The 21,124-nt window shown below is 70.8% G+C and carries 20 protein-coding genes; 10 read left to right on the forward strand and 10 right to left on the reverse strand.

The features are described 5' to 3' along the window. Positions 1 to 44: 44 nt before the first annotated feature. The gene (locus IM697_RS12170) at positions 45 to 614 is read left to right on the forward strand and encodes a carboxymuconolactone decarboxylase family protein (protein WP_228044634.1); all 570 of its coding nucleotides are present in this window, start codon (positions 45 to 47) and stop codon (positions 612 to 614) included. Positions 615 to 672: 58 nt separating this feature from the next. On the opposite strand, the gene IM697_RS12175 is transcribed toward IM697_RS12170, so the two are convergent. From IM697_RS12175 to IM697_RS12185, 3 genes are all read right to left on the reverse strand, one after another. Next, positions 673 to 2,160: a glutamate synthase subunit beta gene (locus IM697_RS12175; RefSeq protein ID WP_194047454.1), complete on the reverse strand. Its 1,488-nt coding sequence runs from the start codon at positions 2,158 to 2,160 to the stop codon at positions 673 to 675. A 139-nt stretch (positions 2,161 to 2,299) separates the two neighbouring features. Further along, positions 2,300 to 2,779 (reverse strand): anthrone oxygenase family protein, encoded by a 480-nt coding sequence (locus IM697_RS12180; RefSeq protein ID WP_194047456.1) that lies wholly within the window; start codon positions 2,777 to 2,779, stop codon positions 2,300 to 2,302. 254 nt (positions 2,780 to 3,033) lie between these two features. Continuing rightward, positions 3,034 to 3,729 carry a DUF2293 domain-containing protein gene (locus IM697_RS12185; RefSeq protein WP_194047458.1) on the reverse strand — a complete coding sequence of 232 codons (696 nt, stop codon included), beginning with the start codon at positions 3,727 to 3,729 and terminating at the stop codon, positions 3,034 to 3,036. A 144-nt stretch (positions 3,730 to 3,873) separates the two neighbouring features. On the opposite strand from IM697_RS12185, the gene IM697_RS12190 reads away from it, so the two are divergent. The 3 genes from IM697_RS12190 (at position 3,874) to IM697_RS12200 (ending at position 5,548) form a co-directional block, all read left to right on the forward strand. Beyond that, complete coding sequence (locus tag IM697_RS12190; RefSeq protein ID WP_194049685.1) at positions 3,874 to 4,506, forward strand: nucleoside/nucleotide kinase family protein; 633 nt, start codon at positions 3,874 to 3,876, stop codon at positions 4,504 to 4,506. 56 nt (positions 4,507 to 4,562) lie between these two features. Next, the gene (locus IM697_RS12195; protein WP_194047460.1) at positions 4,563 to 4,976 is read left to right on the forward strand and encodes a PPOX class F420-dependent oxidoreductase; all 414 of its coding nucleotides are present in this window, start codon (positions 4,563 to 4,565) and stop codon (positions 4,974 to 4,976) included. Between the two features lie 134 nt (positions 4,977 to 5,110). Next, positions 5,111 to 5,548 carry a CBS domain-containing protein gene (locus tag IM697_RS12200; RefSeq protein WP_194047462.1) on the forward strand — a complete coding sequence of 146 codons (438 nt, stop codon included), beginning with the start codon at positions 5,111 to 5,113 and terminating at the stop codon, positions 5,546 to 5,548. A gap of 93 nt (positions 5,549 to 5,641) precedes the next feature. Here IM697_RS12200 and IM697_RS12205 read toward each other — a convergent pair whose 3' ends face one another. Beyond that, a complete protein-coding gene (locus IM697_RS12205) occupies positions 5,642 to 6,772 on the reverse strand; it encodes a magnesium and cobalt transport protein CorA (protein WP_194047464.1) in 1,131 nt (376 codons plus the stop codon). 257 nt (positions 6,773 to 7,029) lie between these two features. On the opposite strand from IM697_RS12205, the gene IM697_RS12210 reads away from it, so the two are divergent. Continuing rightward, on the forward strand, positions 7,030 to 7,824 hold the full coding sequence (locus IM697_RS12210) for a methyltransferase domain-containing protein (protein WP_194047466.1): 795 nt from the start codon (positions 7,030 to 7,032) through the stop codon (positions 7,822 to 7,824). Positions 7,825 to 7,997: 173 nt separating this feature from the next. Here the strand turns inward: IM697_RS12210 and IM697_RS12215 are convergent, their stop codons facing one another. After that, positions 7,998 to 8,909, reverse strand: coding sequence for a carbohydrate kinase family protein (locus IM697_RS12215; RefSeq protein ID WP_228044636.1), 912 nt, complete (start codon positions 8,907 to 8,909; stop codon positions 7,998 to 8,000). 41 nt (positions 8,910 to 8,950) lie between these two features. Next, positions 8,951 to 9,859, reverse strand: coding sequence for a pseudouridine-5'-phosphate glycosidase (locus tag IM697_RS12220; protein WP_194047470.1), 909 nt, complete (start codon positions 9,857 to 9,859; stop codon positions 8,951 to 8,953). Between the two features lie 98 nt (positions 9,860 to 9,957). Between IM697_RS12220 and IM697_RS12225 the strand changes: the two genes are divergently transcribed. Next, positions 9,958 to 10,386: a VOC family protein gene (locus IM697_RS12225; RefSeq protein WP_194047472.1), complete on the forward strand. Its 429-nt coding sequence runs from the start codon at positions 9,958 to 9,960 to the stop codon at positions 10,384 to 10,386. A 58-nt stretch (positions 10,387 to 10,444) separates the two neighbouring features. Here the strand turns inward: IM697_RS12225 and fdhA are convergent, their stop codons facing one another. The 4 genes from fdhA to IM697_RS12245 all read right to left on the reverse strand — a co-directional run bounded on the left by fdhA (position 10,445) and on the right by IM697_RS12245 (position 14,755). Continuing rightward, positions 10,445 to 11,671 (reverse strand): formaldehyde dehydrogenase, glutathione-independent, encoded by a 1,227-nt coding sequence (gene fdhA, locus IM697_RS12230; RefSeq protein WP_194047474.1) that lies wholly within the window; start codon positions 11,669 to 11,671, stop codon positions 10,445 to 10,447. Positions 11,672 to 11,834: 163 nt separating this feature from the next. Next, positions 11,835 to 13,121, reverse strand: a complete 1,287-nt coding sequence (locus tag IM697_RS12235; protein WP_194047476.1) for an MFS transporter — start codon at positions 13,119 to 13,121, stop codon at positions 11,835 to 11,837. 151 nt (positions 13,122 to 13,272) lie between these two features. Then, a complete protein-coding gene (locus IM697_RS12240) occupies positions 13,273 to 13,827 on the reverse strand; it encodes a methylated-DNA--[protein]-cysteine S-methyltransferase (RefSeq protein WP_194047478.1) in 555 nt (184 codons plus the stop codon). Between the two features lie 58 nt (positions 13,828 to 13,885). Further along, positions 13,886 to 14,755 (reverse strand): glycerophosphodiester phosphodiesterase, encoded by an 870-nt coding sequence (locus IM697_RS12245; RefSeq protein WP_194047480.1) that lies wholly within the window; start codon positions 14,753 to 14,755, stop codon positions 13,886 to 13,888. Positions 14,756 to 15,034: 279 nt separating this feature from the next. Between IM697_RS12245 and IM697_RS12250 the strand changes: the two genes are divergently transcribed. The 4 genes from IM697_RS12250 (at position 15,035) to IM697_RS12265 (ending at position 20,937) form a co-directional block, all read left to right on the forward strand. Then, the gene (locus IM697_RS12250; protein WP_194047482.1) at positions 15,035 to 15,901 is read left to right on the forward strand and encodes an MHYT domain-containing protein; all 867 of its coding nucleotides are present in this window, start codon (positions 15,035 to 15,037) and stop codon (positions 15,899 to 15,901) included. Positions 15,902 to 15,940: 39 nt separating this feature from the next. Then, positions 15,941 to 18,088, forward strand: coding sequence for an excinuclease ABC subunit UvrB (gene uvrB / locus IM697_RS12255; protein ID WP_194047484.1), 2,148 nt, complete (start codon positions 15,941 to 15,943; stop codon positions 18,086 to 18,088). 134 nt (positions 18,089 to 18,222) lie between these two features. Further along, a complete protein-coding gene (locus IM697_RS12260; protein WP_194047486.1) occupies positions 18,223 to 18,801 on the forward strand; it encodes a TerD family protein in 579 nt (192 codons plus the stop codon). Between the two features lie 63 nt (positions 18,802 to 18,864). Beyond that, complete coding sequence (locus IM697_RS12265; RefSeq protein ID WP_194047488.1) at positions 18,865 to 20,937, forward strand: TerD family protein; 2,073 nt, start codon at positions 18,865 to 18,867, stop codon at positions 20,935 to 20,937. Positions 20,938 to 21,124: the final 187 nt, after the last annotated feature.

A 21,124-nucleotide genomic window follows, 5' to 3' on the forward strand; every position in this document is an offset into this window, starting at 1 on the left:
AATGCACCCTACAGCCGGTCTTTGTGCCCCGTAGGTTGGTCCGCATGACGACGCACACGATCGACACCGACACCGACACCGACACCGACACCGACACCGACATCGACACCGACAAGGGCGCGGACATCGACATCGCCGAGGCCATCACCGAGGCGGAGGCCGCCCGCACCCGACTGGACTTCGCGAAGTCCGCCCCGAAGGCCTTCCGCGCCATCGTCGGCTTCGACGCGGCCGCCCGTGCGGGCCTCGACCCCGCCCTCGTCGAACTGATCCAGATCCGCGCCTCGCACCTCAACCACTGCGCCTACTGCCTCCACATGCACACCAACGACGCGCGCAAGGCCGGTGAGAGCGAGGACCGGCTGCACCTGGTCGCCGTCTGGCGCGAGGCCCGCCACTTCTTCACCGAGCGGGAACAGGCGGCCCTGGCCCTGACGGAGGCGGTCACCCTGGTGGCCGACGGAGGCGTCCCGGACGAGGTCTACGCACAGGCGGCGGCCCACTTCGACGACGCGGAACTCGCCCACGTCCTCGCCCTGATCATGACGATCAACACGTGGAACAGGGTGGCGCTGGCGACGGGGAAGGTGGCGGGGACGGACGAGCGGCGCTAGGGGAGCCGCCGTACCGGCCGGATCCCCGGGCCGACCCCCGCACCGCGATCAGCCGTACCTATACCGTCATCGGCCGGTCGTACGGGGATATGGGCGCCGGCAGCCTCGAACTGCCCGTCAGATAACGGTCGACGGCCGCCGCCACCGCCCGCCCCTCCGCGATCGCCCACACGATGAGCGACTGCCCCCGGGCGGCGTCCCCCGCGGCGAACACCCCCGGCACGTTCGTCGCGAACCCCGCGTCCCGAGTGATCGTGCCGCGCGGCGCCAGCTCCAGGCCCAGCTGCTCGATCATCCCGTCGGTCTGGTCGGGCCCGGAGAAGCCGAGGGCGAGCAGGACGAGGTCGGCCGGCAGCGTCCGCCCGGTGTCCGGCAGCGGGCGGCGCTGCGCGTCCACCTCCACCAGGTGCAGCGACCGTACGTGCCCGTCGGCGTCGCCCGTGAAGCGGAGGGTGGACGCGGCGAACAGCCTGGCGTCCGCGTCCGCCGCCGGCGCCGTCTCCAGATCGCGCGCCTCCTCGTGCGCGGCCGACAGCCGGTAGATCTTCGGGTACGTCGGCCAGGGCTCGGCGTCCTCGTCCCGCTCGGCGCCCGGCTGGGCGTAGATGTCCAGCTGGGTCACGGACGCGGCGCCCTCCCGTACGGCGGTGCCCAGGCAGTCGGCCCCCGTGTCCCCGCCGCCGACGATGACGACGTGCTTCCCGGCGGCCGACATGGGGGACGTCTCCAGGTCCCCCTCGCACACCCGGTTGGCCAGCGGCAGATAGGCCATCGCCTGCTCGATGCCGCTCAACTCCCGCCCCGGAACCGGAAGTTCACGCCAGGCGGTGGCCCCGGTGGCGACGACCACGGCGTCGTAGCGCGACCGCAGCTCCGCCGCCCCGACGTCCCGCCCGACCGCCGTCGACGTGCGGAACTTCGTCCCCTCGGCCCGCATCTGCTCGATCCGCCGCTCCAGATGGTGCTTCTCCATCTTGAACTCGGGGATGCCGTACCGCATCAGCCCGCCGATCCGGTCGTCCTTCTCGTACACGGCGACCGTGTGCCCCGCCCGCGTCAGCTGCTGAGCCGCCGCGAGCCCCGTGGGCCCCGAGCCGATCACCGCGACCGTCCGCCCCGACAGCCGGTCCGGCGGCCGCGGCGGGGCGAACCCCTCCTCCCACGCTCGGTCGGCGATGGCGCACTCGACGTTCTTGATGGTGACGGCCGGCTGGTTGATCGCCAGCACACACCCCGCCTCGCACGGCGCCGGGCACAGCCGTCCCGTGAACTCCGGGAAGTTGTTCGTCGCGTGCAGCCGGTCCGCCGCCGCCCGCCAGTCCTCCCTGGACACCAGGTCGTTCCACTCGGGGATCAGATTGCCCAGTGGACAGGCCTCGTGGCAGAACGGGATGCCGCAGTCCATGCAGCGGTCGGCCTGCTTGCTGATGATGGGCAGCAACGCCCCCGGGACGTACACCTCGTCCCAGTCCCCGACCCGCTCCTCGACGGGCCGGCGCGGCCACTCCTGGCGGGGGGTGGTCATAAAACCCTTGGGATCGGCCATGGCCGTCTTCCTTGTGTGCGCATGCACGCGTGACGTGTCGGAGCCGTGCGTCATCGGGCGGCACTCTTCCCGCCACCATACGACTCACCGGCCACGTGCGCAGAGTGCGGGGACAGCGCTTTCTCATCAGTCTCGCCCCTCAGCTGACGGCCAGTACGTACGACACCGTCGCGGCGGCCGAGGCGACCGTCCGGACGTGGTTCCACGCCGTCCACTCGCGCACATACGTCGGCCAGTAGGCGGCCGCCTCCTGGGTGCCCGGCTCCAGCTTGAGCAGCGCTTCGTTGCGGGGCACGTTCGCCACCATGGTCACCCCGAACGAGCCGAACAGATACAGCGCACTGCCCAGCAGCAGCGCCACCGTCCCCTCGTCCGGCCACAGCACGAACGTCACCACGGCGATCACCGCGCACAGCACCGCCGACCCGATGAACACCAGCATGAACGCCGGCATCAGCGCGGTCACATTGATCGCCTTCATCGCGGCGACGCCCTGCGCGGGCGGCAGCGAGGCGAGCCCGCGCATCACGAACGTCGAGAACGCGCAGAACACCCCGGCCACGAGGCCGGTCCCGACCACACCGATCACGATCAGTACGAAGTACGGCCCATCGATCATGTCAACGTCAACTCCCGCATCCCGCCGGGATCCTCCCGGCCCGTCCGTCACCTCAAGTGAAATCCCGTACAAGAACTGTGACCATGGCTGAGCGGCGCGAGGGCATATGTGAGCGTCCAGGGGACGACGACGGGCCGGCCCCTGCGTTGCGTCCGGAACGTGGAGTGCTCCGAGGCCGGGGTGCTCCGAGGGCTGGGGCGCTCCGAGGGACGGGGCGCTCCGAGGACGGTTCGTTCCGAGCAAGGTGTGCTCCGTCAGCCGGCCTCGGGCACCTCCGCCCGCCATGCCCGCAACGTCGTCTCCACCACCGCCGCGATCCGCCGCCGCGCCTCGTGCCGCGGCACCCCGCTCATCAGCAACTGGTCGTACGGCGTGTCCAGGTGCCGCACGGCCGCCGCGACCGCCGACGTCACCGCCATCTCGGACAACGCCCGCCCCGCGGCACTGCGCCCCACCCGTCCGCTGCCCCGCACCGACGCGTGCCCGGCGATATTCCGCGCCCGGTCCGCCGGACACCCTGGGAACAGCCGACGTATCTCCGCCGCGAACGCCTCCGCGAACCGCACGTCCTCCCGCGCCCGGCGCTGCGCGTCCCGCATCCGGCGCCGCCGCCGGGCCTCCGCGTCCGCCAGGCACCGCTGCTCGGCCCGGGCGAGCCCCGCCTCCTCGACGAGGACGCCCTGCCGTTCGTAACGGCTCCTGCGCCGGTTGAACCGCACGACCACCGCCGACAGCGCACTCTCCTCCCGCGACCGACGCGTCAACGCCGTGTCGCCGCGCGGCAGAAACACCAGATGCCCGAGATCGGCACAGTCGAGACACCGAGGCGCACCGTCCTCCAGCACGAGCATCTGCAACGGCCCCGCATGACACTCCGCACAGTGCCGCCGCTTGAGGGGCTGGATGACGAGAAGGCCGGTACGGGGCGGGGGAGTTGCGAGGTGCGCCATACGGGGTTCATTCCCCTCGGGGCGGGACTGGAGAACTCGGCGACCGAGTCCGGGAACCGTCCGACCGGCTCCCGGGGGCCGACCGCGTCCCGCCTCGACCTGCCCGCCGCCCGCCCCACCCGCCGCCTGTCGCATCATGGCCGTATGCGACTGGAGGCGATCACCTGGGACCGGCTCGGCGATCTGCTGGCCGAGCGGTTGCTCGACCTGAAGCCGGCCGACGGCAGTCCTTGGCCGCGTATCGCCTTCGACGGTGCCCCGGCTGCCCGGCCGGGAGACCTCGCCGAACGGGTCGGGGAGGCGCTGCGCATACGCGGTCGACCGTCGCTCGCCGTGGGCATGGAGGGTTTCATGCGCCCCGCCTCCGTCCGCCTGGAGTACGGTCACCGGGACGTCGACGCCTACTACGACGGCTGGTTCGACACCGGCGCCCTGTGGCGCGAGGTCTTCGGCCCTCTCGAACCCGGCGGCGACGGCCGCGTCCTGCCCGACCTCTGGGACCCGGTCACCGACCGCGCCACCCGCAGCCCTTACACCCAACTCCCGCCGGGCGGCTTCCTGTTGCTGCACGGCCCTCTCCTGCTGCGTCACTGGTTCCCCTTCGATCTGACCGTCCACGTCCTGCTGTCACCCGGCGCCCTGCGCCGCCGCACCCCCGATGCCGAGCACTGGACCCTCCCCGCCTTCGAGCGCTACGACCAGGAGACCGGCCCGGCCGGCACCGTCGACGTCCTGGTGCGCGCCGACGATCCGCGGCACCCGGCGTGGAGCGGCTGAGAAGTGATCCGTCAAACCAGTTCTACATGCATGTGCATTTAAATATGCTGGTGCCCATGACGACCTCCACGAGTGATCCGATCTCCTTCGACGACTCCGTCCGCTCCCTGCTGGACGGCAGAAACTTCGCCAGCGTGGCCACCCTCGGCCCCGACGGCGCCCCCCAGAACTCGGTGGTCTGGATCAAGCGCGAGGGCGACACCGTGCTCTTCTCCTCCGTCGACAACCGCCAGAAGGTCCGCAACCTCCGCCGCGACCCCCGCATCAGCGTCTCCGTCTTCGACCTCGCCAACCCCTACTCCTCCGTTGAGATCCGCGGCACCGCCGAGCTCGTCCCGGACGAGGCCAAGCGGCTCCCGTTCGAGCTCTCGCACAAGTACCTCGGCATCGACCCGCCCGCCGAGAAGGACGACGAGACCCGGGTGATCATCCGTGTCGTCCCGCGGAAGGTCGTGCGCTTCTCGGCCTGACCGCCGCGCGCCGCCCGTGGCCGTCACCGCACGGCTCCGGGTGCAGGGGCCGGGTGTCACGGCGAGAATGAAGGGCGCCGGGACTAGCGGTGCGTCCTGCGCCGCGCCGGCCGTCCGGCATCGGGAGGTAGTCCATGACCACTGCCGGAGACATCATGCACCGAGGCGCCCAGTGGATCCCGGCTCACGAGACCCTGGACCGCGCCGCCCAGCTGATGCGCGAGCTGGGAGTCGGAGCCCTGCCCATCAGCGACCAGAACGAACGGCTCTGCGGCATCCTCACCGACCGTGACATCGTCGTCGGCTGCGTGGCCATGGGCCACGACCCGAGCCAGGTCACCGCCGGCGAGATGGCTCAGGGCACCCCGCGCTGGATCGATGCGAGTGCCGACATCAGCGAAGTGCTCCGGGAGATGAAGGAGCACCAGATCCGCCGGCTTCCCGTCATCGAGAACAAGCGCCTCGTCGGCATGATCAGCGAGGCCGATCTGGCCCGGAGCCTCTCGGAGACCGAGGTGGGCCACTGGGCCGAGAGCGTCTACGCCACCAGCGGGGCACCGAAGACACGCTGAACCTGCGCGGCATTCAACACCGTCCTCGTCCGGCCGCCGTGCCGGACGGGGACGCGTCGGCGTCGGTGTCGATGTCGGTGTCGGCCGGGGGCGTCAGAGCCACCCGTTGCGCCGGAAGCCGCGGTGCAGCACCACACACGCGACGGATATCACGCCTATGACCAGCGGATAACCGAACGTCCAACGCAGTTCCGGCATGTACTCGAAGTTCATGCCGTAGACCCCGCACACCATCGTCGGTATGGCGATGATCGCGGCCCACGCCGTGATCTTCCGCATGTCCTCGTTCTGCGCGACGGTGACCTGCGCCAGATGCGCCTGGAGAATCGAGTTGAGCAACTCGTCGAAGGCGGATATCTGTTCCTTGGACCGCAGCAGATGGTCGGAGACATCGCGGAAGTAGGCCTGTATCTCAGGCTCGACCACCCGGATGGGACGAGTGGCCAGCTCCTCCAGCGGACGGCTCAGCGGAACCACGGCCCGCTTCAGCTCCAGCAGCTCCCGCTTGAGCTGGTAGATCCGCCCGGGGTCGACCCGCGCCCCGTTCTCCGCGAAGACGTCCGTCTCGACCTCGTCGATGTCCTCCTGCACCGAGTCGGTGACGCTCAGATAGTCGTCGACCACATGGTCCGCGATGGCGTGCAGCACCGCCGCCGGTCCCTTGGCGAGCTGCTCGGGGTCCGCCTCCAGCCCCTCGCGCAACGGGCCCAGTGAGCCGTGCCTCCCATGGCGCACCGTGATCACGAAGTCCTGGCCGACGAACACCATGATCTCGCCGGTGTTCACCACTTCGCTCGTCGCCGTGAGCTTCTCGTGCTCGACGTAGCAGACGGTCTTGAACACGGCGAACAACGTCTCGTCGTACCGCTCCAGCTTCGGTCGCTGATGCGCCTCGACCGCGTCCTCCACCGCGAGCGGATGAAGGTCGAACAGCTCGGCGATGCCCGCGAACTCATGGTCCGTCGGCTCATGGAGGCCGAGCCAGACGAAGCCGCCGCCACCGCGCTTGCGCACTCTCTGCACGACATCGACCAGATCACCGGTCTCCGGGACCCGCTCCCCCTCCCGGTAGGTCACGCAGTTCACCACCGAGGAGCCCAGCGGGGACCTGGCGGGGTGGCTGAGGTCGACGCGGGGGCGCCGTCGAGCCAGCCGTGCCACCTTGCGCAGGCCGCCGACCTTGCCGAGGCCGGTGACCTTTCGCAGATTCCCTGCCATGGACATCTGGATCTCCTTGCGTGGATCCCTCGCGCCGCATCTCTGCGCCTTGGCCAGCCAGTTTGCCAGTCCGGGGTGAGTGACGGGTAAGCCTGTGGGCACAGGGGATTCCGCTTTGTTCCCGCCTGTGGACAACCGACTCACCCAGGTAGGACGCATCCCCTGCCGGGCCGGATGCAATCTCCGCGCCGGACGTCCGCCATCTCGTCGTAGGCGCCGCGTCGCCCGCTCAAGACGGGCGGGGCAACTGGAATGATCGCGCCATGACGCGAAACGACGGGTATCTCCTCGACAACCGGCAGACCGAGGCGGGCGAGCGTTTCGAAGCGTTCGCCACCCTCTTCGACCCCACGACCTTCCGACACATCGAGGGATTCGGCATCGGATCCGGCTGGCGCTGCTGGGAGGTCGGCGCCGGCGGCCCGTCCGTCGTGTCCTGGATGGCCAAGAAGGTCGGCCCGACCGGACAGGTGGTCGCGACCGACATCGACACCTCGCAGCTCACCTCCGCCGCCCGGCCGCCGGTGGAGGTCCGCGTCCACGACGTGAGCGCCGACGAACCGCCGGGGGAGGGGTTCGACCTGGTGCACGCCCGGCTCGTCCTCGTCCATGTGCCGGACCGGGAACGGGCGTTGCGCTCGATGATCGAGTCCCTGCGCCCCGGCGGACGGCTCCTGATCGAGGACGCCGACCCCGCTCTCCAGCCCTTGATCTGCCCCGACGAACACGGCCCCGAGCAGCAGTTGGCCAACCGGCTGCGCCACGGCTTCCGCAAGCTCCTCGCCGACCGCGGCGCCGACCTCTCCTACGGCCGCAGGCTCCCGCGACTGCTCCGCGAGGCCGGTCTGCGCCAGGTGAAGGCCGACGCGTACTTCCCGGTCACCTCGCCCGCCTGCGCCGCCCTGGAGGCGGCCACGATCCGCCAGCTCCGCGACCAGCTCGTCGCGCAGGGCATCGCCACGGACCAGGACGTCGACCGCCACCTCGCAAACGTCGCCTCCGGCACGATGGACCTGGCCACGGCCCCACTGATCTCGGCGTGGGGGCGCAAGGCGTAGTCAGCGGGGCGCAAGGTTTGGGTGAGAGACGGGAGTTACTTGCCGCTCGGACGAGAGACGGGGTTGCCTCCCACGTCCCACGTTCCACGTCCCACGACAGGCGGTCGGCCTTCGCGGCCTGCCCGCACGCGATACAACGGCACCCCGCTGCCCCGCCGCCCCGCCCGCGACCGTCACCCCGGCGTCGGAGGCCTTCCCCCCACCAGCTCCACCGCCGACGCCCCCGCCCGGCACCCCTCCCGAGCCGCCTCCTCCGGCCCGGCGCCGGTGAGCAGAGCCGCGAGGAAGGCGCCCGTGAAGGCGTCACCCGCCCCGGTCGTGTCCCTCGGAGTCGCCGGCACGGCGGGAACGTGTGCGCTGACCGCGCCCGACCGGGCCACCAGCGCGCCGTCCGAACCCTGCTTGGCGACCACCAGCGGGACATGGCGGCTCAACTTGGCCGCCGCGTCCTCCGCATCCGGCAACCCCGTCAGCAGGCACGCCTCGTCACGGCTCGGCAGCAGGACGTCCACGCCCTCCACCGACGCCAGGAAACGGTCGATGCCCAGCTCCACCAGGAACCCCGCCGAGGCCGGATCCAGACTCACCGGCACTCCACGCGCGCGTGCGGACGTGAGAGCCACCCGCACCAGTGCGCGGCTCGGCTCGGAGAACAGCAAGTAGCCCGACAAGTGCAGCCATGCGACGCCGTCGAGGAGCGCGTCCGACCAGTCGCCCGGATCGAGCAGCAGCGACGCCCCGCTGTCGGTGAGGAACGTCCGCTCGGCCGCGGCACCCGTGTCGACCAGGCAGATCACCGTCCCGGTCGGCGCCTGCGGATCGACCACCAGGCAGGGCAGCACCCCGCTCGCGGTCAGCTCCCGCTCGTGCCACGCGGCGGCGTCCTCGCCCACCCGCCCCAGCAGCCGCACCTCGGCACAGCCCCGATGCGCGGCCCAGCAGGCCACATTGGCACCCGCGCCACCCGGCACCGTCCGGACGGCGGCGGCCGTGTCCGTCCCGGAGGCGAGCGGCCCCTGGTGCCGGGCGATGACGTCCGTCACCACGTCCCCGACGACCAGCAGCGCGCCGTCGCGGACGCCCAAGAGGTCCCCTCCGCTTCCCGGGCCGTCGGACACCGTCCCGCTCACGCCCCTGCCCAGGCCGCCGCGATGCTCCCCGCAATCCGTACATTGCCGCGCACCGCCGCCAGGTTGGCGCTCAGTGAGGCACCGTCCGTATGCCGTACGAGGTAGTCCAGCAGGAACGGCGTGACCGCCTGCCCGGTGACGCCCTGCTCCTCGCACGCGTGCAGCGCCTCGGTGAGCACACGCGCGTGCAGCTCGGGATCCAACTGCTCCGCCTCTGGTACCGGATTGGCGACGATCAACGCCGACTCGGGCCCGTCGAGCGCCTCCTGAGCCCGCATCACCTCGGCCACCTCCGCCGGCGACCGGAGCGTCCAGTCCACCGGATGCCCCGAGTCGGAGAGGTAGAAGCCGGGGAAGCGCTCCGTGCGGTAGCCGGCCACCGCGACGCCCAGCGTCTCCAGCCGCTGAAGGGTCGCCGGGACGTCCAGGATCGACTTCACTCCGGCGCACACCACCGTGATCCGTGTACGCGCCAGCAGCCCCAGGTCGGCCGACTCGTCCTGGGTCACCGTCCACTCCCGGTGCACTCCGCCGAGCCCACCCGTCGCGAACACCCGCACGCCCGCGAACGCCGCCAGCAGAGCCGTCGCCGACACCGTCGTCGCCCCGCTCGCCCCCGAGGCCATCGCGAGCGGCAGATCCCGGTGCCCCAGCTTGCGGATCCCGTCCTCGTTGGCGATCCGCTCCAGCTGCTCCTTGTCCAGGCCGACACGGGGTCGCCCGTCCAGCACGGCGATCGTCGCCGGGACGGCACCCTCGCGCCGTACGACCTCCTCCAGCTCCAGTGCCACCTGGAGATTGCGCGGGCGCGGCAGTCCGTGCGCGATGATCGTGGACTCCAGGGCCACCACGGGTCGACGCGCGTCGACCGCCTCCCGCACTTCCTCCGAAACCATCAGCACCACGCGCCGCCTCCTGTCCGTCGGTCCTGACTCATCCTTGGCGGGCGGCGCACCGGATCAAACCCTTGCGGCCTGTGGCAGACGACACCAGCCTGGGAGGCATGACGGACAACACCACACGTCTCGACCATGTCGTCCTCTGGGTGCACGACCCGGTGGCGTCGGCCGACTTCTTCGAGAAGGCGGTCGGCATGGAGCCGGTCAGGCTCTCGGAGTTCTCCGCGGGGGCGGCTCCGTTCCCCTCCGTGCGCCTCAACGAGGAGACCATCCTCGACCTCATGCCGCTCACCATGGCGGAACGCATGAAGATGCTGCCCGGCGCCGCCGAGAGTTCCGGGCACCCGGTCAACCACGTCTGCCTGGCGCTGCCCGGCGACGACTTCGACGCCCTGCGTGCCCGCCTGGAGGAGCGCGCCGCACCGGTGTCGGACATCTCCCACGACTCCTTCGGTGCCCGCGGCAAGGCCAAGCGCAGCTTCTACTTCCGTGACCCCGACGGCAACGTCTTCGAGGCCCGGCACTACGACTAGCGTGCCGCGGCGGGGTGCCACGCGCGTGTGGCACCCCGCCGGACGGGCCCGGTGACCGTCAGACCGGCTGCAGGCCGTCCAGGACCCCGTGCGGATTCAGCACGTACTTGCGGCTGGCGCCCTGGTCGAACTCGGCGTAGCCGCGCGGTGCGTCCTCGATCCCGATCACGGTCGCGTTGACCGCCTTGGCGATGTGCACCCGCTCGTGCAGGATCGCCATCATCAGGCCCCGGTGGTACTGCATGACCGGGCACTGTCCGGTCGTGAAGCGGTGGCTCTTGGCCCAGCCGAGGCCGAGCCGTACCTTCAGCGTCCCGGACTTCGCGTCCTCGTCGATCCCGCCGGGGTCGTCCGTGACATACAGCCCGGGGATGCCGAGGGCACCGCCCGCGCGCGTGAGGCCCATCAGCGAGTTGAGGACCGTCGCGGGCGCCTCCTGGGCGTCCGGGCCGTGGCCCCGCGCCTCGAAGCCCACCGCGTCGACCGCGGCGTCCACCTCGGGCTCACCGAGGATCTGCGCGATCTGCTCGCCCACGTCGCCGCGTGAGACATCGACCGTCTCGCAGCCGAAGCTCCGCGCCTGGGCGAGGCGCTCGGCGTTCAGATCGCCGACGATGACCACCGCGGCCCCCAGCAGGTGCGCCGACGCGGCCGCCGCGAGCCCCACCGGACCAGCCCCGGCGACGTACACCGTGGATCCGACACCCGCACCCGAGCTGACCACACCGTGGAAGCCGGTCGGGAAGATGTCCGACAGCATGGTCAGATCGAGCAGCTTCTCGCGCGCCTGGTCCCGGTCGGGGAACTTCAGCAGGTTGAAGTCCGCGTACGGGATCATGGCGAACTCGGCCTGCCCGCCGACCCAGCCGCCCATGTCGACATAGCCGTACGCCGCTCCCGGCCGGGCCGGGTTGACGTTCAGGCAGATGCCGGTCTTGCGCTCCTTGCAGTTGCGGCACCGCCCGCAGGCGATGTTGAACGGTACGGAGACGATGTCGCCGACGTCGATGGTCTCGACGTCCGGCCCCCGTTCGACGACCTCTCCGGTGATCTCGTGTCCGAGGACCAGCCCTTCCGGCGCGGTCGTGCGTCCGCGCACCATGTGCTGGTCGCTTCCACAGATGTTGCTGGCCAGGACCCTGAGGATCACCCCGTGCCGACACTTGCGGCCGACGTTCTCGGAGGCGACCCCCGGTCCGTCCTGGAGTTCGAGCGTCGGATAGTCGATGGTCCTGACCTCGACCGCGCCCGGCTTGAGATACGCCACTGCCCTGTTTCCGCTCATGCGTGATCGCCGTCCCTTCGGCTCCGTGTCTTCCGGATGCCAGTCGGATGCCAGCGGCTGTGCGCACGGTGGAGTCTGCTACCGGTGTCCCGGTCCGGCCAGCCCTCGCGTGGCTCCCGGAGAACACGGGCTCCGGCTTCCCACGGTGGAGCCGGGCGTAACGTCAGTCGCCCGCCGGAACGTCCTGCGCCCGCCTGCCCCGGGTGAGCAGCGCCAGCGCCGCCAGCGGGAGCAGCAGGCACGCGGCGGCGAGATTCAGCCAGCCGTAGCTCGCCTGGGCGACGATTAGCCCCGCGGCCGCCCCGCCGATGCCCGCGGAGGCGTTCATGACGAGGTCCGAGAGCCCTTGCGCGGCGGCCCGCGCGGGCTGCGGCACGGAGTCCGTGAGCAGCGCGGAACCGGAGACGAGCCCCGCCGACCAGCCGAGCCCCAGCACGAACAGCCCCACGGCCGTCTGCCCGTGACTGCCGCCCGCCGTGCCGGCCAGGAACACCGCACACGCCAGCAGCCCGACCGAGAGCCCGATCCCGGAGAACCGGCCCAGCCGGTCCGACAACCGCCCCATGAGCGGTGCGAACGCGTACATGCCCGCGATGTGTCCGCTGATGACCAGCCCGATCAGATCGATGCCCGCGCCATGGTGCGCGAGATCGACCGGGGTCATCGACATCACCGAGACCATCGCCGTGTGGGCCACGGCAACCGTCACCATCGCGAGCCGCGCCCGCGGCGAGGCGGCCACGGCGGCCATCCCGGCGCGCAGCGAACGGGCCGCGGGCGACCGCTCCTCGGCCGGCGCGAGCGCCCGCGCCGTCAGCAGCGGGTCGGGCCGCAGCAGTACGGCCACCACGAGCGCGGATATCAGGAAGATCCCGGCCGCCCACAGGAACGGCCCCGCCGTCGCCGGTATGCCGAGGCCCGTGACGCTGCGACCGGCGGGCGCGGCTATGTTCGGGCCGAGGACCGCGCCGATGGTGGTCGCCCATACGACGAGCGAGATCGCCCGGCCCCGCCGCTCCGGCTCGGCCAGATCCGCGGCCGCGAACCGGGCCTGGAGATTCGCCGACGAGGCCGCTCCGAACGCCGCCATCCCGCACAGCAGCAGCGGAAAGCTCCCGATGCGGGCCCCGACCACCGTGACACCCGCGCCCAGCGCCCCGATGAGATACGCCAGGACGAGCCCGGGACGGCGGCCCCGCGCGGTCATCAAGGCGGCCAGCGGCATCGACAGCACCGCCGTACCGGCGACGGTGGCCGTGGGCGCGAGCCCGGACAGCGACTCGGTGCCGCTCACCTCCTTGGCGAGCACGGCAGCGAGCGCGATGCCGGTGGCCACGCCCAGCCCGCCCAGGATCTGCGTAGTGACCAGTACCGCCGAGATACGCCGCCGCAGGGCCGGCAGCCGGTCCGGCGTGATGGTCACGACGACCTGCCGCTCGACGGCGGTCATGACGCGCACCCGGCCATACGCCGCCTTCCGCTGTCCGGCGGGGCACAACACACCGGGCTGGCCGCGTACATGTGGGTGAAAGGTGTCGTCACAGCCGCAGTCTCCCCCCTCTTCCCCCTCCTGCCCATCCCTGTGAAAGACCGGGGAGCCCTCAGAACAGCGGCTCCGGCAGCACCCCTTCCAGCGCGAGCAGCTTCCGCTTGGTCTCCAGACCGCCGCCGAACCCACCGATGCCGCCATCGCTCTCCACGACCCGGTGACAGGGCACGACGACCGGTAGCGGATTGGCGCCCATCGCCATGCCCACCGCCTGGGCCGCACCCGGCTGCCCGACCCGCCCGGCCAGATCGCCGTACCCGACGACCGAGCCGTACGGGACACCGGACGCCAGTTCGCGCAGCACCTGCCGGTTGAAGCCGGAGATCAGCGACCAGTCCAGCGGCAGCTCGAAGTCGTGCCGGGCACCCGCGAAGTACTCCTCCACCTGGCGTATCGCCTCGGCCAGCAGCGGAGAGTCGGGCGCCTCGACCGGCTCGGCACCCAGCCGCGACGCGAGGCGCTCCAGCGCCTTCTCACGCACCTGCCGCGTGGCGTGGAACACGACGCTGACCAGGCCGTCGCGGGTCGCGGCCAGCATCAGCGGACCGATGTCGCTGCCGACGACGGTCCACACGACCTGCTGCTCGTACTGCCCATGGCTGTCCATGCGCCCACCGTACGACCCGCCACTGACAGCGCCCTCTGACTCGGACGCCGGGCGGGCCTCACTGCGCAGGCAGGGCGTCCCGCACCACGTCGGGGGTGTTCGTGATGATGCCGTCGACCCCGTACCCCGCGACCAGCCGGGCGGTGTTCGCGTCGTTCACGGTCCAGACGAAGACCTCCAGCGGCCTGCCGTGCGGCCCCTCGACCGCGTGGACGGAGGCGACGTAGCCCGTCGAGACGGAGCCGTACGACGGGTTGATCTGGTCGGCGAAGGTCGCGTACCGGGACAGCTCCGACACGGGCGGCGTCCCCAGGAAACCGGTCTTCACAGCCGGCTTCAGCTCGTGAACGGTGCGCACACTGTCCGCGCTGAAGCTCTGCACGATCAGTCGGCTCGCCAGGTGGGGCCGGTCGAGCCACCCCTCGTTGCCCAGGAGCTTGAGGGTCTCCTTCTCGATGCCCGGGTACAGCTCGGGATTCTTGATCTCCAGCAGCAGCTTCTGGTGGTTGAGCTCCACGCGGTCCATGTACTGCTTCAACGTCGGCACGCGCGCGTCCGCGTACGTGGGATCGAACCAGCTGCCCGCGTCCAACCGGGCGATCTCGGCGGCGGTGAAGTCCTTCACCTTCCACGGCGCGCGATCGGGGAAGAGCTGCTCGACGTCGGTCGTGCGCTTGAGGTTGTCGTCGTGCAGGACGACCAGCTCGCCGTCCTTGGTGCGCTGGACGTCGTTCTCGACCCAGTGGATGCCCAGCTCGGCGGCCTTGTCGACGGCGGCCAGCGTGTTCTCGGGGGCGTAGGCGGAGGCCCCCCGGTGGGCGATCACCGTGGGCTGCACGGCGCCGGCCAGGGCGGCGGGCGCCGGGATGAGCAGCGCGGCGGCTCCCAGGAGCGCGGTCGTCGTGGCGGCTACAGCGCGCGCATGCATGCGTACTCCTCGCGTCGGACGATCACGGACAGCTCAACTGTGACAGCAGAGGGTCAACGGTGGAGGAGTACAGAATGGCCACAGAATGAATGGAGTTGCCTGGGCCCGCTCACCCGCGCGGCACAACTGGGGCAAGCCCGTGTTTCTTTGCCGGAAAATCGTTCGACCATTCCGGTGGGGGTTACCCTCTGCCTCAACCCCGACCGCTCCGTGCGGTCCTGGGAGGGGGCGCATTTCACGGAGTTCCGGGACGTAAGAGGGCGGGAAGGGCAGCCGCGTATGCAGGGCACGATCGACGGATTCAGCTACGGAATCGTCACACCGCTGGTGGCCTACCTGGCGGCCTGCCTCGGCGGTGCGCTCGGCCTGCGCTGCACCACCAGATCGATGCTCGACTCGCAGTCCTGGCGCCCCGGCTGGCTCGCCCTGGGCTCGGCGGCCATCGGCTCCGGCATATGGACGATGCACTTCGTCGCCATGATGGGATTCACCGTCAAGGAGACGCCGATCCACTACGACAAGGCGATGACGTTCGCGAGCCTGGCCGTCGCCATCGTCATGGTGGGCGTCGGGATCTTCATAGTCGGATACCGAGGCGCCCGCGGAGCGGCCCTGTTCACCGGCGGCACCATCACCGGCCTCGGCATCGCCTCAATGCACTACCTGGGCATGGCCGGCATGCGGCTCAACGGCAAGCTGGAGTACAACACGTTCACCGTGACCGTCTCCGTGGTCATAGCCATGGGCGCCGCCACCGCCGCCCTGTGGGCCGCCGGACAGGTCCGAGGGCTCCTGTGGAGCCTGGGCGCGAGCCTCGTCATGGGCCTCGCCGTCAGCGGCATGCACTACACCGGCATGGCCGCCCTCAGCGTCCACCTCCACGGCACGGGCTCCCCGTCCACGGGTGACTCACCCGCCGCCCTGCTCGCGCCGATGCTGGTCGGCCCGCTCGCCTTCCTGCTTCTCGCGGGCGCCGTCGTCCTGTTCGACCCGAAGATGGTCATGGGACGGCCCGCCGGGGCCCCCGTCGAGCAGAAACCGGGCGTCCCCGCCCACGCCACCGTCCCGCACCCGTCCCGCCGCCCGCCGCTGCGCCCCCGCCGCACGACCGGCACCCGCAGCTCCCGGACCCCGCAGAACCACTGACCGGACCGCGTTGTCAGTGGGGGGTCGTACGGTGGATCCATGCGGCCCGTTTCCAGCATCGAACGCACGGTGGCGCCTTTCGAGGTCGTCAGCCCCTACCAGCCCAGCGGCGACCAGCCGCAGGCCATCGCCGAGCTCGCCCGGCGCATCGGCGGCGGTGAGAAGGACGTCGTCCTGCTCGGCGCGACCGGCACAGGCAAGTCCGCCACCACCGCGTGGATGATCGAGAAGCTCCAGCGCCCCACCTTGGTGATGGCACCGAACAAGACGCTGGCCGCCCAGCTGGCGAACGAATTCCGCGAGCTCCTGCCGAACAACGCCGTCGAGTACTTCGTCTCGTACTACGACTACTACCAGCCCGAGGCCTACGTCCCGCAGTCGGACACCTACATCGAGAAGGACTCCTCGATCAACGAGGAGGTCGAGCGACTGCGCCACTCCGCGACCAACTCCCTGCTCACCCGCCGCGACGTCGTCGTGGTCGCCTCGGTCTCCTGTATCTACGGCCTCGGTACGCCGCAGGAGTACGTGGACCGCATGGTCCCCCTCAAGGTCGGCGACGAGATCGACCGGGACCAGCTGCTGCGCCGTTTCGTGGACATCCAGTACACGCGCAACGACCTGGCCTTCACCCGCGGCACCTTCCGGGTGCGCGGCGACACCATCGAGATCTTCCCGGTCTACGAGGAGCTCGCCGTCCGCATCGAGATGTTCGGCGACGAGATCGAGGCGCTGTCCACGCTCCACCCGCTCACCGGCGAGATCATCAGCGACGACCAGCAGCTCTACGTCTTCCCGGCCTCCCACTACGTCGCCGGCCCCGAGCGCATGGAGCGGGCAGTCAACGACATCGAGAAGGAGCTGGGCGAGCGCCTCGCCGAACTGGAGAAGCAGGGCAAGCTCCTGGAGGCGCAGCGCCTGCGGATGCGGACGACGTACGACCTGGAGATGCTCCGTCAGATCGGCAGCTGCTCCGGTGTCGAGAACTACTCGATGCACTTCGACGGCCGCTCGCCCGGCTCCCCGCCGAACACCCTGCTGGACTACTTCCCGGACGACTTCCTGCTCGTCATCGACGAGTCCCATGTCACCGTGCCGCAGATCGGAGCCATGTACGAGGGCGACGCCTCCCGCAAGCGCACCCTCGTCGACCACGGCTTCCGCCTGCCCTCCGCCCTCGACAACCGTCCCCTGAAGTGGGAGGAGTTCCAGGAGCGCATCGGGCAGACCGTCTACCTGTCGGCCACCCCGGGCACCTACGAGCTGTCCCGCTCGGACGGCCAGGTCGAGCAGATCATCCGCCCCACCGGCCTCATCGACCCGGAGGTCGTCGTCAAGCCCACCGAGGGCCAGATCGACGACCTGGTGCACGAGATCCGGGGACGCGTCGAGAAGGACGAGCGGGTCCTGGTCACCACCCTCACCAAGAAGATGGCCGAGGACCTCACCGACTACTTCCTGGAGCTCGGCATCCAGGTCCGCTACCTGCACAGCGACGTCGACACCCTGCGCCGGGTCGAGCTGCTGCGGGAACTGCGTGCCGGCGAGTTCGACGTCCTCGTCGGCATCAACCTGCTGCGCGAGGGTCTCGACCTGCCCGAGGTGTCCCTGGTGGCGATCCTCGACGCCGACAAGGAGGGCTTCCTGCGCTCCGGCACCTCCCTCATCCAGACCATCGGCCGTGCGGCGCGCAATGTCTCCGGTCAGGTCCATATGTACGCCGACAAGATCACCCCGGCGATGGAGAAGGCCATCGACGAGACCAATCGCCGCCGGGAGAAGCAGATCGCGTACAACACGGCGAACGGCATCGACCCCCAGCCGCTGCGCAAGAAGATCAACGACATCGTCGCGCAGATCGCCCGCGAGGACGTCGACACCGAACAGCTGCTCGGCACCGGATACCGGGCGAAGAAGGACGGCCGCGGCACCAAGGCCCCCGTGCCCTCCCTCGGCGACAAGGCGGCCAAGGGCGCCAAGGCGGGCAAGGCCGCCAAGGGCAAGGCGAAGGAGACGGTGCCCACCGACCGGCCGGCGGCCGATCTCGCCGAGCAGATCGAGGAGCTGACGGAGCGTATGCGCGCCGCTGCCGCGGACCTCCAGTTCGAGATCGCGGCCCGGCTGCGTGACGAAGTGGCCGAGATGAAGAAGGAACTGCGTCAGATGAAGGAGGCCGGCCTGGCCTGACGGGCACTCGCTGTGTTGCAAGACCGACACAAAGTGGGGACCGGGGTACGTCACTGTCAGTGCCCCTGCGTAGGGTTTTGGACATCCGCGGGCTCCGCGGCCAACAGGGGACAGCTCGAGAGGGGAATCAGCACGTGACCGTCAACATGACCAAGGGTCAGGCCATCAGTCTGCAGAAGAACGACGGCGGCAGCCTGACCGCGGTGCGCATGGGTCTCGGCTGGCAGGCGGCTCCCCGGCGCGGCCTGTTCGGCTCGCGCACGCGGGAGGTCGACCTCGACGCCTCGGCCGTCCTGTTCGCGGACAAGCAGCCCGTCGACGTCGTCTTCTTCCGCCACCTGGTGAGCGACGACGGCTCGGTGCGCCACACCGGTGACAATCTCGTCGGCGGTGTCGGCCAGGGCGGCGACGACGAGGCCATCCTCGTCGACCTCGCGCGCATCCCGGTCCACATCGACCAGATCGTCTTCACCGTGAACTCCTTCACGGGCCAGACCTTCCAGGAGGTGCAGAACGCGTTCTGCCGCCTGGTCGACGAGACCAACGGCCAGGAGCTCGCCCGCTACACGCTCGCCGGCGGTGGCGCCTACACCGCCCAGATCATGGCGAAGGTGCACCGCTCGGGCCCGGGCTGGTCGATGACGGCCCTCGGCACCCCGGCCAACGGCCGCACCTTCCAGGACCTGATGCCGGCGATCCTGCCGCACCTGTAGGACACGTCAGGCGGCCCGGCGGGCGCACACGACACAAACACAGCGACACAGGGGGACGAAGGCATGACGGCCGAGCTGGTGCGGGGGCAGAACCACCCGCTCTCCCAGGCCCGTCTGGAGATCCGGGTCTCGGCCGGCACGCCGATCGTGGCCGCAGCCACGCTCGGCGACGAGCAGGGGAAGATCCACGGCGTCGAATGGGTGGTCCATCCCGGCGCCCCCACCCTGCCCGGCCTCGAGGTCTCCAAGCAGGCCGCCGCCGACCATCGTCTCGCGGTGGACCTGGACGCCATGCCGGAGGCCGTCCACCGCGTCAGTGTGCTGCTCGCCCTGCCGGCCGCGGACGGGGGAGGCCCGACCCGCTTCGGCGCCGTGCCCACCCCGTTCGTCGCCGTCACCGGCCTCGACGGCACCGAGGTCGCCAGCTACACCATCACCGGCCTGGAGGCCGAGTCGGCCGTGGTCGCCCTGGAGCTCTACCGCCGCCAGGGCGCCTGGAAGGTGCGCGCCATCGGCCAGGGCTACGCCGGTGGCCTCGCCGAACTCCTCACCGACCAGGGACTGCCCCAGGCCCACCAACTCGCCGGTGGCATCAACGAAGCGGTGGCCCAGGGCATCGCCCGCTCGATCCCGGCGCCGCCGCCACGCACGGACGGCGACCGCTCCCGGCAGGCCTCCGCTCCGGCACGCGGCCCGGAGCAGGGCGGCCCCGCGTCGCAGGGCGCCCCCGGCCCCGTACCCCCGCAGACGTCGCCCTACGGCACCCGGACGCCCGACGGTCCCGGTCAGCCGACACAGCCGAACTCCCCGTACGGCAGCCAGGCGGGCATGCCGGGCCAGCCCGGGCCGCAGCAGCCGTACCAGGGCGGAGCCGACGCCACCGACCCCGCCCAGCCGTCGGCCTCGGCATCCGGCGGCGCGATCAACTACAGCCATCCGCGCCGGCAGCACGCGGCTCCGCCGCCACCTCCGCCCACCGCGCCCCCGGCCCAGCCCGGACAGCCCGCGCGTCCCGTCGCGGGCGACGCCACCGGCTGGTCCATGGACGAGCGGCTCTACAACCAGGTGTGGGGCATGTTCGAGGACCTGGCTCGCACGACCGCCGCGTACCGCAGTGCGGTCGACTTCGCCGACTCGCGCATGGAGAAGGAGCTCGACCAGGTCCTGTCGGATCCGCGCAGCAGGATCGGCGGACAGGGCGACGCCGCGCGCGAGGCGGCCCAGGCCAAGCACGCACAGCTCGTCAACCAGGCCAGGGAGACCCTCGACAGGGACCTCGCCCAGCTCACGGCCGAGTCCGAGGTCGTCGAGCCCGCGCTGCCGCCCGCGTACGCGCGCTGGGACAACCCTGTCTGGCATGGCTACCGCGTGCCCATGGAGATCCCCATGGCCCTGCGCCTGGGCGATCTCCACCTCCCCGAGAGCGACCGGCTGCGCATCCCGATGCTGGTCCGGCTGCCGCTGGAGCGCGGCCTGTGGATCGACAGCGGACGCGGCGCCTCGCTCGACGGCTCGTTCACCGACTCGCACGATCTGCGACGCCTCGCGATGGAGTCGGCCGTGGCGCACGCGGCCCGGCTGCTCGCCGTCTATCCGGCCGGCGAGTTCACCGTGCACGTCATCGATCCGGCCGGTTCGGGTGGACAGGCTCTCGTCCCGCTGGTGCAGACCGGCGTGCTCGCGGCCCCGCCCGCCGTGGGCGCGGCCGGAGTCGCGGATGTCCTCGCCCGGCTCACGCAGCGCGTCGATCTGGTGCAGATGGCGCTGCGCGGTGGTGCGCCCGACTCCCTGCCGCCCGGCTTCGACACCTCCCAGCAACTGCTGATCGTCAACGACTTCCCGCACGGCTTCGACGACCGGGCGGTGAACCAGCTGCGCTATCTGGCGGACGAGGGGCCCGCCGTCGGCGTCCACCTGATGATGGTCGCGGACCGCGAGGAGTCCTCTGGCTACGGCCCGCTGCTCGACCCGCTGTGGCGCGCGCTGCTGCGTCTGACGCCGGTGCCGGACGATCACCTCGCCGACCCGTGGGTGGGGCATGCCTGGACCTACGAGCCCTCGCTGGTGCCGCCCGGCAGCCAGGTTCTCCAGCAGGTGCTGTCACAGGTCGCGGCGGCCCGGACCCATTACCGGTAAATAGCCTCTGACCTGCATACTTGGCACTTCTTTTGCCAAGTTCTTTACCTTTCCTTGGTGATTGGGGTACTCTTCTTCTCACGGAGGGGAGTACTCCCTGTCTGCTGCGACGTACCCGTCAATACGGATCCGGCCAGATCCCGGGGCGTCGGCCCATCATGGGTGGAAGAGACCTCCGGCGCGCGAC

The organism is Streptomyces ferrugineus, assembly GCF_015160855.1.
Lineage (GTDB): Bacteria > Actinomycetota > Actinomycetes > Streptomycetales > Streptomycetaceae > Streptomyces > Streptomyces ferrugineus.

Coding starts and splice junctions, on each gene's coding strand:
- IM697_RS12195 (WP_194047460.1), top strand. CDS start 4,563: ATGACGACCTCCACGAGTGATCCGATCTCCTTCGACGACTCCGTCCGC.
- IM697_RS12240 (WP_194047478.1), bottom strand. CDS start 13,827: ATGGACAGCCATGGGCAGTACGAGCAGCAGGTCGTGTGGACCGTCGTC.
- IM697_RS12190 (WP_194049685.1), top strand. CDS start 3,874: ATGCGACTGGAGGCGATCACCTGGGACCGGCTCGGCGATCTGCTGGCC.
- IM697_RS12250 (WP_194047482.1), top strand. CDS start 15,035: ATGCAGGGCACGATCGACGGATTCAGCTACGGAATCGTCACACCGCTG.
- IM697_RS12210 (WP_194047466.1), top strand. CDS start 7,030: ATGACGCGAAACGACGGGTATCTCCTCGACAACCGGCAGACCGAGGCG.
- IM697_RS12235 (WP_194047476.1), bottom strand. CDS start 13,121: ATGACCGCCGTCGAGCGGCAGGTCGTCGTGACCATCACGCCGGACCGG.
- IM697_RS12185 (WP_194047458.1), bottom strand. CDS start 3,729: ATGGCGCACCTCGCAACTCCCCCGCCCCGTACCGGCCTTCTCGTCATC.
- IM697_RS12170 (WP_228044634.1), top strand. CDS start 45: ATGACGACGCACACGATCGACACCGACACCGACACCGACACCGACACC.
- IM697_RS12200 (WP_194047462.1), top strand. CDS start 5,111: ATGACCACTGCCGGAGACATCATGCACCGAGGCGCCCAGTGGATCCCG.
- IM697_RS12175 (WP_194047454.1), bottom strand. CDS start 2,160: ATGGCCGATCCCAAGGGTTTTATGACCACCCCCCGCCAGGAGTGGCCG.
- IM697_RS12245 (WP_194047480.1), bottom strand. CDS start 14,755: ATGCATGCGCGCGCTGTAGCCGCCACGACGACCGCGCTCCTGGGAGCC.
- fdhA (WP_194047474.1), bottom strand. CDS start 11,671: ATGAGCGGAAACAGGGCAGTGGCGTATCTCAAGCCGGGCGCGGTCGAG.
- IM697_RS12265 (WP_194047488.1), top strand. CDS start 18,865: ATGACGGCCGAGCTGGTGCGGGGGCAGAACCACCCGCTCTCCCAGGCC.
- IM697_RS12180 (WP_194047456.1), bottom strand. CDS start 2,779: ATGATCGATGGGCCGTACTTCGTACTGATCGTGATCGGTGTGGTCGGG.
- IM697_RS12205 (WP_194047464.1), bottom strand. CDS start 6,772: ATGTCCATGGCAGGGAATCTGCGAAAGGTCACCGGCCTCGGCAAGGTC.
- uvrB (WP_194047484.1), top strand. CDS start 15,941: ATGCGGCCCGTTTCCAGCATCGAACGCACGGTGGCGCCTTTCGAGGTC.
- IM697_RS12225 (WP_194047472.1), top strand. CDS start 9,958: ATGACGGACAACACCACACGTCTCGACCATGTCGTCCTCTGGGTGCAC.